General features: G+C 35.1%; 6 protein-coding genes and 3 pseudogenes. 5 read left to right on the forward strand and 4 right to left on the reverse strand.

Translation table 11 applies throughout. The annotated features are described in order from the left end of the window. Positions 1–1,096 precede the first annotated feature (1,096 nt). The 4 genes and pseudogenes from F6K18_RS25370 (at position 1,097) to F6K18_RS25385 (ending at position 3,892) form a co-directional block, all read left to right on the forward strand. On the forward strand, positions 1,097–1,318 hold the full coding sequence (locus tag F6K18_RS25370) for a hypothetical protein (RefSeq protein WP_287525085.1): 222 nt from the start codon (positions 1,097–1,099) through the stop codon (positions 1,316–1,318). Positions 1,319–1,442: 124 nt separating this feature from the next. Further along, positions 1,443–2,732: pseudogene (locus F6K18_RS25375) on the forward strand (ATP-binding cassette domain-containing protein). Next, entirely contained in the window at positions 2,729–3,157 is a 429-nt protein-coding gene (locus F6K18_RS25380) for a hypothetical protein (protein ID WP_287525086.1), read from the forward strand. Before F6K18_RS25375 ends, F6K18_RS25380 begins: the two are co-directional and overlap by 4 nt. Positions 3,158–3,490: 333 nt before the next feature. Then, positions 3,491–3,892, forward strand: coding sequence for a hypothetical protein (locus F6K18_RS25385; RefSeq protein WP_287525087.1), 402 nt, complete (start codon positions 3,491–3,493; stop codon positions 3,890–3,892). Between the two features lie 223 nt (positions 3,893–4,115). Here the strand turns inward: F6K18_RS25385 and F6K18_RS25390 are convergent, their stop codons facing one another. After that, positions 4,116–5,264 (reverse strand): glycosyltransferase family 4 protein, encoded by a 1,149-nt coding sequence (locus F6K18_RS25390; protein WP_287525088.1) that lies wholly within the window; start codon positions 5,262–5,264, stop codon positions 4,116–4,118. A gap of 820 nt (positions 5,265–6,084) precedes the next feature. Here F6K18_RS25390 and F6K18_RS25395 point away from each other — a divergent pair. Further along, positions 6,085–7,154 (forward strand): annotated as a pseudogene (locus tag F6K18_RS25395) (IS630 family transposase). Positions 7,155–9,022: 1,868 nt separating this feature from the next. Here F6K18_RS25395 and F6K18_RS36845 read toward each other — a convergent pair. From F6K18_RS36845 to recO, 3 genes and pseudogenes are all read right to left on the reverse strand, one after another. Further along, positions 9,023–10,468: pseudogene (locus F6K18_RS36845) on the reverse strand (amidohydrolase family protein). Between the two features lie 637 nt (positions 10,469–11,105). Next, positions 11,106–12,476 carry an MFS transporter gene (locus tag F6K18_RS25410; protein ID WP_287525091.1) on the reverse strand — a complete coding sequence of 457 codons (1,371 nt, stop codon included), beginning with the start codon at positions 12,474–12,476 and terminating at the stop codon, positions 11,106–11,108. After that, complete coding sequence (gene recO, locus F6K18_RS25415; protein WP_287525092.1) at positions 12,463–13,308, reverse strand: DNA repair protein RecO; 846 nt, start codon at positions 13,306–13,308, stop codon at positions 12,463–12,465. The genes F6K18_RS25410 and recO overlap by 14 nt, the downstream gene beginning before the upstream one ends. Positions 13,309–13,530 lie beyond the last annotated feature (222 nt).

Raw genomic sequence — 13,530 nt, forward strand, 5'->3', positions numbered from 1 at the left:
TTAGTTAACAAGTCAATTTCGTTGCTCTTGTGCTTCAAATATTTGAAAATGTAGGATAATTTAAGCGAATACTTGCTTAATTCATTTTTATTGCTGAGAGCTGAATGCTAATAGCTGAATGCTTAGACAAAAAGTTGCTTGGTATTAGAATTATTGATGATGATAAGACAAAAGACTCTAAGATTCAAATCAGAAAGGAAGAGACTTTTTGCTCCATGCTTAGAATTGCTCTTGTTGACTTACTAATTAGGTGAGCATCAATAAATTTAACAGGACTTACGCACCCAAACAAGAAACCGGGTTTATTGCCCTAATTATTGTTTTTTAAACCACGAAATTTAGTTGGTAAACCTGGTTTATGCGTAAGTCCTGTTTATTAATATTTATGTTTTTCAATGTTACGAAAATGCCTAATGTATTAGGTGCATAAATGACAGAAGGTGCGGAACTTTTTCAGATTCATTGTGTAGGTTGTCATCCTAATGGAGTTCAAGAATTTAGAATTTAGAATGCGCGAATTTAGAATTACCTCTCCTTGAAAAGAAGAGGATTGATTCAAAGGACAATTTTTATTTATTATCCCCTTAAAAGGAGAGGCTTTAAACCACAATTTTTCGGTAATATTGTTAGATGGGGAAAAAATTTCAAAATAGAGACTGTGGAAAGAAATAAACTAGATTCTGTGGAGGCGATCGCTTACTTAGGGTTTGCGTATGGAAAGTCTTTTTGCTGGGGTAGGAGACAGGAGACAGGAGACAGGAAACAGGAGAACTAGGAATTTAGAAGAGGTAGGAGTAAGAATTGTAAGAATGATTTTTCTGCCCAACTATGCGCCTAAAATACGCTCCTTTTTGAGCGTCAAGAGCTGAAAGCCAGGTACTTTTTTAGACCCTAAAAAGGCTAAAGTCTATATATTTCAATGCTTTTAGATTTAATCAGCAAGCTCTACTTAGTTAAGAATGGGAAAAATAATATGTCAGCTTACAAAGACTGTTTAATAGAAACAGAGATAGAAACTGTATCTGGTTATGTGTTGGAAGAGGCAAAAAATGGTTGGTGTTAATATTTAATTTAGACCAACTTTAGGATGCAAGTAATGCAAGTAGAGTTAGAAAAACTAAATCGGCAACCTGAAGACTTTCAGCAAGAAATAAAAAAGCTAATTCAAGATAATCAGCTTGATTTAGCTACTAAAAGAGTCATGGATTTTGCTGATGATTTTGCAGTTTATAAAAAACGTAAATATGAAGCAATTGATTTTCAGCGTCGCTATACTGAACTGAGAGAAGATAAACGAAAGTCGGCGTTGGTAAATTAGTGTATGATATTAATCTTAATTCTTTAGGAGTCAGGAGTCAGGAGTCAGGAGGGAAGAATGAAGTTGAAACCCCAAGTAGAAGGAGAAAGTTTTTCGGGGAGCGTAAAGGTCACGGAGTTCTATCGTGCTCTTATCCGGACATGGTATCATACCTCAAATTATCAACGCCCGAAAGTCTAGTTCTTCAGAAGAAACTATCAGGGAAAAATTTTCAGGTTTAACTTTTTCTATCTTAGATTTTGTTGATTTAATAGTTGAAGAATATAGAGAAAATTACTCATCAATACCCACAGTTGTTCCTCCACAAGAAAATAACAATAAGTCTCCTTCCAAATCTAATTCAAAAGATAATACTACCAATGTTAATAAAAAACATCTAGACCAAGAAAATACCGAAAAAAATATACCAAAAACTTCATACGAACAAATAAAGGAATCATGGAAAAAGCAAAAAAAATCAAGTATTAAAAGCTCTAATATTAATGTAGTAGCTAATATAATAAATATCACCAAAAAATATTCAGGTAGATTAACAGACTTCCAGTTATCTGTATCGGGATTAGAATTAAAATTTGGTGAAATAACCTCTCTTGTTGGTGAAAATGGTAATGGAAAAACAACTTTATTAAGAATAATTGCTGGTGAGTTAAAGGAAACCAGCGGTACTGTTGAATATCCAGCTTTGACAAAATCAAAAGATAAATCTTGGTACTAAATAAAACAACAAATAGCATACGTTCCTCAAGAGTTGCCAAAATGGACAGGAACCCTAGTTGATAATCTCCATTTTGCAGCAGCTATTCATGGTATTAGAGGAGAAGAAAATGAAGATGAAGTTGATTTTATTATCTGGCGACTTGGTTTAGATAAGTATAGAAACGCAACTTGGAACGAGATTTCTGGTGGTTTTAAAATGCGATTTGCATTAGCTAAAGCATTAGTCTGTAATCCTAGATTTTTAATATTAGATGAACCTTTAGCAAATCTTGATGTTAATACTCAGTTACTATTCTTACAGGATTTAAGATATTTAGCTGATTCTCTTGCTCACCCCAAAACTATACTTTTGAGTTCACAACATTTATATGAAGTTGAAAATATTACTGACAATATTATCTTTATCAAAGAGGGTTCTGTAATTTACAATGGTAATTTAGAAGATTTTGGTAAGGATAGGGAAGAAAATGCTTTTGAATTAGGTTGTAACTTATCAAAAAATGAATTAATGGATTTGCTTGAAGAAATATCATACACTCAGATTGAAATTGTTGGTCACAATCAATATATTATCAGTGCTTCAAAAAATGTTGGTAGTAACGAAATGATTAAAGTTTTTATTGATAATGATATTACCTTGAAATACTTTAGAGACATAAGTAAATCTACTCGGCGTTTATTTAATAGAGAAAAATGAAAACTCCACAGCTAAAGCTAATAACAGATTTTTTAAATCCAGGATTTATCAAGAGATTGGATCGATATTTGTTGCTTAATCATCCTAGACTATGGATTTCCAAAATACACTATGTTTTTTATTACGGACTTTGGGCAAATGTAATCTTGAATTTTCTAGTTTTCATATTTTTTAGTGAATCTAGTCAATCTCATCTAATAAATGAGTTTATTAGTTTTATAATTGTCATAGTCATGTTAATTGAATTAGCAGCGTTTGTTTATTGGTTTTTAAAACAGTGTTTATTTAATATTGAAAAAGAATACGGTAATTTCCATTTTACTGATGGAATTGTAGAAATAGTTGTTTATACAATGTGTACCCTTATTATTATTTCTAGTTCATTAACTATGACTGTCACAGCAATTCATAAGGGTAGCAAATAATGACAAGGATAATATTATTACTCATAATACCAATTGTGGTTTTGATGAGTTCGAGTTATTTAGTAGGCAAGAGAAACAAAGGAAATTACAGAGGAAATTGGAATACTTGGGTACATTGGATACATTGGATAGAGATCAATTGAAGAGATTGGAAAAAGAACTACAAGCACAATACTCTTTGTCTGCTAAATGGCAATCTAAATTTTGTGACAAGGGAGAAAGATGTAATCAGAACCATTAAACCAAAAATCTAGAGAAATTATTTTTCAGTCTCCTGTCGATCAAGTTATAATTCAAGAATCACACACAGGAGATAATATCTTGGAGGAGACAATGACAGAAGAGAGAGTTATTAAAATTGGTGGTGATACTCAAATTTCAGCTAGCAGTAATACTAAAATTTCAGACCAATTTACTATTACTAATAATATTGAAAATAGTTTCAACACTTTGGCAGAAACTAAGGTAGACGAGGATATCAAGAATTTGTTAGACCAATTGTTGAAAGCTATTAATGAAGTTAATAAAAAAGCAACTCCTGAACAAGCTGAAACAGTAGAGACTATGGCGCAAGATGCAGAAACCCTTGTTAAAGAATCAACAAAAACTCAACCACGACGTAAATGGTATGAAATGAGTCTTGAAGGACTTAAAGATGCAGCAAAAAATATGGGAGACATTGCTATACCAGTGCTTAAAGTAGTAGATAAGATAAGTCCGATTTTACTACCTTAATTCAACAGTACATTCTTCAATCCCACATTTCATACTAAATCCGGTTATTATTGGCTGATGATTATGGGGTGAGGTAAAAAGTAAGCCTTAATAGGCAATAGAGAGAATTTATAATCAGCTTTTCTAAACCAGATTTGGTATCATACGACAAAATCTAGTACATTAAAGTCGGAAAACTTCAGTAAGTATCTATAACTTCTTGTGAGTAGTGCTAAATGTGGGTTTAAATCAAACTACTTAACTTTGGATTTCTTTCTCGTAAAACTTCATCATAAAGCATTTCCAATTGAGTAATATTTCGACTCAAAGTATAACGTTCCAAAACCCTTTGCCGAGCTTTTTGCCCCAACAGAATATTTAACTCAGGATGATCCCTAAATATAGGTAATAAAGTTTGTAATTGGCTAGTGACATTATGAGTATTTAAAATTATACCAGCTCCCTTCTCCAACACCTCACCATCAGCACCTGCATCTGTAGCTACACAAGCTAAACCACAAGACATTGCCTCCAATAAAGCCAAAGATAAACCTTCCACTAAAGAAGGTAAAATAAATACATCAGCACCACGCAAAATTTCTATCCGTCGTTGCTCATCACTCACATACCCAAACCAACTAATTCCCTGAACATCCCCATAAAACATTTGTAGAGAAGGAGCTAATGGTCCATCTCCAATGATCGCTAAACAACTATCATTAGCCATATCCGAATGTTTCCAAGCTTTGAGCAGAGATTCGACATTTTTAGCTGTGGAAATACGACCCAAATATAGAAATACACGGCTAGCATTTAACTGAGTCTTCAGACTAGAGACACCAGGAGAATATTTATCCACATCCACCCCATTAGGAATAACTGCGACTTTTTTGCCAGGAACCCCCAATTTCATTAATAAATCTTTCTGTATTTCTGAAAAAATAATTACTCGGTCATAATTTGCGAGAAAAGGAGCATAGAGTTGATAGGCTAAAAATTGGGTTCCAGATTTAATATTGCGTGGTTTACTATCAAACTGGGCATGAAAAGTAGCTACTAAAGGAATATTCAACTCTTCACAAATTTCAGGCAGTAGAAAATCTAGAGGAGAGAGGGTAAGAGATGCGTGAACAATATCTGGCTCAAGTTTCTGTAGAGCCTGACTTAAGACTTTGCTAGATTTAAGACTAGGTATGGTGTAACCCTGAGACTTATAAATACAAGGTAGAGACACTTCCTGAAACCTTGGCCATTTGTCAAGTTCAGTATCTTCCGTCGCAAAGTGAAGGAAGCTAACCTGATAACCTCTATCCAATAGAGCATTGGTTATTTCTCTGGAGTAGGTGACGTTGCCACAAAAAGGATATTTTTTTCCAAGCCAAGCAATATGCATTCAGATGAACGGGCAGATATTATTATTGAGGGATTTTATCGTTATAGTGCTACGCAAAAGTCAAAAGTCAAGCATTCAAAACTCAAAAGTAATACCTGACTGAGTTTGAACATTTATAAATGTCCTAACCTTTGCTTCGGCTGCCATAACAGACAAAAAGCACCTCAGTCTGTAAATAATACCACCTGCCATCCAAAAAGTAAGATAAGTCTAGTTATTAGTCAGGAGCCAGGAGCCAAGAGCCAGGAGTTAGGACGTATAAAATCTCAGAATTTTTTTGTCAACCTCTGTTATTAATTCTACAGAGCAATTAGTCTCAAATCAAAAGTTGTTTAGTTTGTCTCTGAACCAATTTTTCGTAATACTACCCAGGAAATACAAAGGATAAAGAAAAATGAGATAGGTAGTATTAAGTTGTTACGGTATAGTACTTCTAAAGTTCCAATATGCCCATAGTCAAAGTTATAAACTTTTCTTTCTGCATCAAATTCATATAAGCGCCCCCATCATGAAATTTTAGCTTCATCAGGATTTGTACCTCCTGACTAAGAACAGTAATTTTCTTTTCCATGCTCTTCTTTTTGGTACTCGTTTAAGCCACAAGTTTGGTATTTTTCTTCAGACTTAGAGTAAGTAACTGTTTGATTAATTGATCATGGATAATTACCTCTGGTGAAAACCTACCTTGATTGAATATAAGGAAATCTCCTAGCACTTTTTTGATCTTGAAATAGAAGGCTTTAAACCTTTGGGGATTAATTATCAATTATCAATTATCTATAGCAATCCTAAATAGGTCGCAACAGATATAATAGTAAGAATAAAATCTCCAGTCAAAATACAAAATCATCAAGATTATAGATGAACTTACTGGATTTTATTAATCAAACGAAAAAGTCAAAAGAAATAAAAAGACCCTGGGCGGTCAAAATGATTTTGTGGGGAAAATCCTACCATGAAATCAAAGAATTATTAAATGTTTCTCACAGTTTTATTAGCCAATGGAAAAACCCCGCACTGTTTGATGGCGTAGAAAGCTTAAGGCTTCAAGATCAAGGAACACAAGGTTACTTAAAGCCCAAAGAAAAACACAGAACAATTGAGTGGTTGAGACCCCAAGATTATCTGAGATGATCAGACAAACCAAAACTATTTACAGAAGGAGTATAATCTGGTTTTTGAGTCCAATCAAAGTGATGATAGCTTACTCAAAGAAGCGGAAATAAGTTGGAAAAAAACTCCAAAAAATCATCCAGCTAAAGATGATGAATTAGTGAAAGAAAAAAAAGAAATAGAGGAATTGCTGGCTAAATGGCCACCGGGAATAGAGGCTGTAAACCTTGGGGTGTTTATGATTGATCAATATCATCTGCTATGGGCAGACCTACTAGGTTACCCCTGGGGAAGAACAGATAAAAGAATAGAAATTAATCTCAAAAATGAAAAAGAAAGACAAACTCCCAGATGGTGCATTAGACTATCAGACAAAGGAATTTATTGTTCAAGAATATAAATGTGGAATGCCCTGAAAATACCATGGAATTTATTAAATATTTGCAAAGCGCAAAGGCCGGGAAAAAAATTGGCAATATTCTGGGATGAAGCAACTTACCATAATTCCCCAGAATGCGCGAGAATATTTGATCACAATTAATCAAGATTTACCAGAAGAAGAATGGTTGATAAATTGTACAAAATTTGCCCCGAATGCCCCGGAGCAAAACCCCGTTGAAGATATTTGGTTACAAACCAAAAAATTCATCAGACAATATGATCATCTTTGCAGTTCTTTGAAAATAGTTAAGTGGCTATTTAAGTAAATTGCGCTATGGTCAAATATTCGATTTTCCTAAACTTTTTGATTATGGTATTTTTCCACAACCTAAATAGGATTGCTATATTACCTATTGGTAAGTTCGCTCTGACTTGAAAGTAACCATAGAATCATTTGTCCGACCTTGCCAACCATTATGATTAAATTTACCTAATAATTAATAATTAAATACCTTGGTTTAAAGCCTCCCCCTTCAAGGGAAAAAAATCTTTTTTTCGTTGAGTGTCAATCCTTTCCCCTTTAGGGAGAGGTAATTATTAATTGCTGAACTTTGGTCTGGTCAAAAACAACTTTAAATTCATTACCACTTTTAATGTGTTCGATCATCTCACTTCTTTTTGATGGTTGACAATTTTGTCTTGGGAGTTTTAACAAGGATCTAATCTCTTGTGAAAAATAGGGGTTACTATGGCAAGTACCGCAACAAATATACCAACTACATCAACTTTTTTTCCCAATTACTCATTTCTCATTCAACATAAAATCAGAGTTATTTAAACATTTTAATCTTTGCTTTTTTATTTCTATATTTTGTTTAATCCTCATTGCTGATTTTAGCGATCGCTACAGTTAAAAGTTTTAATTATCAATTTCTACTTCTAGTTTTAAATTTTTCAATTTGGTCATCAATCTCTGACAAAAAATCGGAAAAATTTCCTGAAATAGCTAACAGAATTTCAATGGTTTCAGCTTTTCCGTGATAAGATAATCGAAGAATAATCCAACGGAGTTTATTACCTCAAAGGATTTTAAAGCCTCAAATGCTGATGATTTCGTTGTTTAGAGAGGCGATCGCCTCCTGTTGATTTAGGGATGACGATCTAATTTTTCTAAGTTACCTATATGCTTGTTTGACGGATTTGTAACTATATGGTAGTTATAAAAAGTTATCGAAATAGACCAAAAATAATATCGGACTTGATATTAATCATCTTTTGTACCTTTTTCCTATTTCCTAAAAATTCCCCTGTTGCCTACTTCTATTAAATTGAAACTTTAACAAGGTTTGTCAAGGTTTTTCGTTAACAGGACTTTAGGAAAAAATAGGCTAAAAATAAGGTAAAAACTTTATACAGTAATGCTTTTACCTTTAATTAATCGTTTTCTTGATATATCTAGCTTTCAACTATTTTGAGCTAATTCAGGTATTTCCCTTGCTAATACTGGGTTTGAAGCCATTTTTGGTGTGAAAAATATCAAAGTACCGTTAACTAATGCTCCTCTGAAAATTACTATAGTCCTCGTTGCTTATTTTAGCGATCGCCAGACTTAAAAGTTTTAATTATCAATTTCTACTTCTAGTTTTAAATTTTTCAATTTGGTCATCAATCTCTGACAAGAAATAGGAAAAATTTCCTGAAATAGCTAACAGAATTTCAATGGTTTCAGCTTTTCCGTGGTAATATAATCGAATAATAATCCAAGGGTGTTTATTACCTCAAAGGATTTTAATGCCTGAAATACTGATGATTTCGTTGTTTAGAGAGGCGATCGCCTCCTGTTGATTTAAGGATGACGATCTAATTTTTCTAGGTTACCTATATGCTCATTTGACTGATTTGTAACTATATGGTTGGGGATAAAATTTCCCGAACTAGACCAAAAATAATAATTTTCTTCTTGATAGTATTTTTAATGAAGTCTTGAAGATTTCTGAGGGTTAAATATTGGATTAAAAAAGCTGAGAAAATTATCTATATCTCATTCCTTTTTAGAATGACTATTATTTTTAATTTTGCTGAAAAAGTTTTTGTTTTTTTCTGGTGGTAAGAGTCAGGAAGCTGGAGCTATGATTCAGGAAAAATAGAGACAAATAAGGATGAAATAATCCTGCCATGACAAAAGGAGACTGGCAGGATAATGTTAAATTACTTTTGCATCGATGATTACTTTGTTACTGTAGTTCTGATTTTGCGCAATTCAATTATTGTGTAAAAGCAGAATCACTTTTGTAAATCTTTCCATCCTTCATAATTACTACAAAGTTCTTTTCTGGGTCAGTAATAAGACCGATATCTTCCAATGGGTTGCCATCTACTAATAGCAAATCAGCCAGTGCCCCTTCTTCTACAACACCTAGCTTGCCTGGATAAGGATTGCGGGGACCAGACAAAGCAAAAAGTTCTCCATTGACGCTAGTTGCCATCTTTAGAATTTCCACAGGCGTATACCAGCGCAAAAGTTTCACCAGTTGTGCCCCTTGTTGCTGTGCTAGGTCTGGGTTAAGAAGAATATCAGTACCAAAGGCAGTTTTGAGGTGATATTTTTTAGCTAACTTGTAGGTCTTGTCTGTTCCCTCAACCACCTGTAAAAACCTTTCCTGGTTTGGGGCATACTTAGCATCATCCTCTACGAAAGGCTGTATACTCAGCCAGGCATCTTTTTCAGCCATAAGCTTCGCAGTTTCCTCATCCATGAGATGGCCATGTTCAATGGACTTCACTCCTGCCCGAATTGACCTTTGCATGGAACGAGGCGTGTAGGCATGAACCATGACATAAGTATTCCAATCTTTAGCAGCATCCACTGCAGCTCGGATCTCTGCATCTGTATATTGGACAACATCTATGGGATCGTAGGTAGATGATATTCCACCCCCCATTGCTACTTTAATCTGAGAAGCACCTTTCCTCAGTTGTTCGCGGACTGTACGAAGCACCTCTGGGACACCATCAGCGATCGCTGTATCCCCTAATTTCTCAGATATACTCAGCTCCGATGTAGGTATTCTAGGCAATTCTCACAGAAGGCGAAAATCTCCATGGCCACTGGTTTGCGAGATCATAGGACCACTGGGATAAATGCGTGGCCCAGCAATGTCGCCAGCGTCAATGGCCTGCTTCAGTTCAAAAACGTTTCCACCCGCATCGCGGCCAGTAGTAAACCCACGCATCAGCATATCTTCAGCAGCAGTTTTCGCGTTTTCTTGGAATTTTTTAACTAGATCCTCAAAAGGAATCTCTGGGTCAAATACTTTGTCATCCCCAAGAAGAACAAAATTGAAGTGAAAATGAGCATCGGTGAGACCAGGCATTAGTACCTGTTGTCCCTTGCCATCTATAACAGGAACTGATAATTCATATTCATCTCTTGAAGGGATAGGAATTCCCTCGGTAGAGATGGTCTGAATTTTGTTGCCGACTACTAAAACATCAGCAGGACCGTATAGTTGGTCATAGATACCATTAAAAATCCGTACATTTTTAAAGAGGACGGCAGTAGGTAATGTTTCTTCAGGCATTGTAGAAGATAGAGCCTGGGAGCAACCAATCGGTAAAATTGCTCCTATGGAGAATAAAGCGATAGTGTTGACTAAGATTACATAGCTCTTTAACACTGAACGCCATAGGTTGTTCAATAGAGTATTCATGGAATTTAAAGTTATTGAAGTTAGGGAGATTGAAGATTTTTAGAGTTTTGAGTAGCATTATTCTGAGATAGCTGGGGTACTACTATTAATGTGGTAGCTAGCATACTCATTTCTCTATCTAAATCTCTCAAAGCAATGGCTGTCTTTATCAGAAAAGAAAACTTAGCTTACCAAGCTGGAGATTAACTCAAAAAGTCAACAAAGAAATTATCCCACACTTAATATCAATTTTTTTGAGCGATCGCTTTTGCTGAAGCACCTCGCCAGATGGGGTGAGTGGTGAAAAATTTCCTTCTATTGCGTATAGAGCAATAATAAATTCATTTTATGAAGTACCTCGCCAAAGGTGATGATTAGTGGTGAAAAATTTCCTTCTATTGCGGATAGAGCAATAATAAATTCATTTTATTAAGCACCTCGCCAAAGGTGATGATTAGTGGAAATTTCCTTCTATTGCGGATAGAGCAATAATAAATTCATTTTATGAAGCACCTAACCAAAGCTGATGAATAGTGAAAATTTCCTACCAGACTAACACACCTTGAATGTTGCATTAGAAAAAACGCTCAAACCTTGCTATAACGAAAAAAGCGCTCTGCACATTTTTAGCTGTGTCATTCCACCACTGGAATATTCCCTATTCCCTATTCCCTAAACTGAAAAATATACCTGCTATTATTACCACTCCTGCTAACCCCAATAAAACTTTTGGTAAACCTAAAAAAGTTTCCATTACCCCTGCTAAAGCCAAAGGTAAACTTAGAGCAATATTCACTGCATTATTCTGGAGACCAAATACCTTTCCCCGCATTTCTTCAGAAGTTTCAGCTTGAACCGTAGTTTGCATTGGCACTCCAACCACTGCACCAAACATTCCTAAAATACCAATCAAACCCATAGCTACCCAAAACTCTTGATTAAATATAGATAAACCCAACAAAGAAACTGCCATTCCTAGAAACCCTATCAAACTAAGTTGGAAGTGAGATAACCAATGCCCAAGTTGACCTACTATTCCAGCACCAATACCCAAACCCACTCCAGCAGCAGCTAATAATAACCCAAACTCTTCAGCTTCCATGGCAGGAATAATTTCTGCCAAACGTACTGCCAAAACTGCCAAAGCTGCAAAAATCGAAAATAAAACTATTTGCTGGATAATGGCATTACGAACTTGATGATGATTTTTCAGGTAACGCAAGCCATCTTGCAAGTCTGCCAAAATATGGGGTTGTTCCTTGTCACTCAAATTTTTCTGTTCCCCAGTTTTGAGTAATATTAAAAGTAAACCAGCGATCGCGTAACTTCCTCCTACTATTAATTCTTTACCTAAAGCTTCCCCAAAACCAATTTTAGCTACTAAACTATCGGCTAATTCTAACAAAGGGTCTCCCACTGCAAAGCCAATAATTACAGAAGCCATCATTGTAGTGGTGTAAAGAGAATTAGCCGAAAGTAGGTGTCGCTTTTCCACAATTAAAGGAATAACGGCCTGTTCCGCAGGAGCAAAAAATTGAGTCAGGGTAGAAACCAAAAAAGTCAACAATAACATTAGGCAAAATCCCAAAGGTAAATTACCTAGATTAAAATCATTAGATAGCCACAATACAATTGGCAAAATCAGAACCAAACCACCTCTGACAATATTTGTCACAACTAAAACTGCTTTTTTTGGCCACCTATCCACATAAACACCAGCTCCAGCTCCAAATAATACTGCCGGAATAGTAAAAGCAATCATAATTGCCGAGACCCATCCACTTATAGTCTGGTTTGCTGCTTGGAAATGATTGGCAATAATAGCAATCATTAGTACCAGGTAAACTTTGTCTGCAAGTTGGGAAAATACTTGACCACTCCAGAGGATTAAAAATTTACCATTTTTCAGTACTGGCAAAAGTCCACGTTCGGGTTCCATGTCTGCTAAGGATGTAGCCGAAATAGGGTCTGCTTTTGGTTGTGTTTGTTGTTTTTCTTTTGTATTTAACTCTGAATCAGACAATTGCATTTTTTATTGAAGGAGATATGGATTGTAAATAAGTATCGATAAGAGCAGCAGAGCGGATAGAGTAATCCAAATGATATTGGGTATATTTTCTTAAAAGTTTTTCAACTATGATCCAATCTTGATGAGAAGTGAGTTCCACCTGAGCATTGAGCTGAGGTTGAGCTAACTGTTGAAATAGTGAAAGTTGATTGGCATTTAGCATAGTATTCATCCTAACTTGCTGCTGTGAAGATGGAACTACAGAAGTATCAGTAAGTTTAATAGTTCCACCTGAATCTATACTAAATCCCACTTGCCAATTAGGATGATTAAAGTTTGGCTGTAATGGATGTCCAGTAATACAACAGATTTGTACTTGGGGGGCAATTCCTTCTATGGCTAATAGATGATAAATGCCATGAGCGAGATATGATATGAGTTGGGTATGCCAGAGGCGGTCAGTTTTGTTTTGTAGTTTTTCTATACGTCCCAAATGTTCGCTGAGAAGATAGAAAAGTTCTGTTTGAGGATGTTCGCTTAAGGCTTGATGGAGAACTAATTCTGCTAAGTATTGACCTGCTGCTAGTTTTCCTAAGTTTTGACTAAGACCCGCGTAGGATAATATAGTTTCTGCTTGATTTATTCTATCGAGCGATCGCCCTTGGGAAATTAATAATTGATTTACTACAAATAGTTCACTTCTACCCCCCAATTTTGATTTTGGCTTCCTCACTCCTGGTGCTACTACTCGAATCAAACCATATTCTGGAGTCAAAATGGTTAATAAACGGTCTGATTCGCCTATGGGTATAGCTTTAAGATTTATTCCAGTTGCTTTGTAGGTTAGGGCCATATTTTAAGTTAAGAGGGAAGAAGGAAGAGGGAAGAAGAAGTTAGAAGTCAAAAGTCAAAAGTCAAAAGTCAAAACTGAAGAAGAAGTTAGAAGTCAAAAGTCAGAAATCAGAAGTCAGGATATCAATATTTAATTACATAATTATTAGGTATCTCCAATAATCAAAAATAAAATCAATTATTGCACTCTTATTCATCAATTCTTTCACACTACTACTCTCTA

Origin of the sequence: Okeania sp. SIO2C2 (assembly GCF_010692625.1) — a bacterium.
GTDB classification, from domain to species: Bacteria; Cyanobacteriota; Cyanobacteriia; order Cyanobacteriales; family Microcoleaceae; genus Okeania; species Okeania hirsuta.

Bases quoted from the DNA above. Each gene is read 5' to 3' on its own strand.
- F6K18_RS25370 (WP_287525085.1), top strand. From the start codon at position 1,097: ATGCAAGTAGAGTTAGAAAAACTAAATCGGCAACCTGAAGACTTTCAG.
- F6K18_RS25380 (WP_287525086.1), top strand. From the start codon at position 2,729: ATGAAAACTCCACAGCTAAAGCTAATAACAGATTTTTTAAATCCAGGA.
- F6K18_RS25385 (WP_287525087.1), top strand. From the start codon at position 3,491: ATGACAGAAGAGAGAGTTATTAAAATTGGTGGTGATACTCAAATTTCA.
- F6K18_RS25390 (WP_287525088.1), bottom strand. From the start codon at position 5,264: ATGCATATTGCTTGGCTTGGAAAAAAATATCCTTTTTGTGGCAACGTC.
- F6K18_RS25410 (WP_287525091.1), bottom strand. From the start codon at position 12,476: ATGCAATTGTCTGATTCAGAGTTAAATACAAAAGAAAAACAACAAACA.
- recO (WP_287525092.1), bottom strand. From the start codon at position 13,308: ATGGCCCTAACCTACAAAGCAACTGGAATAAATCTTAAAGCTATACCC.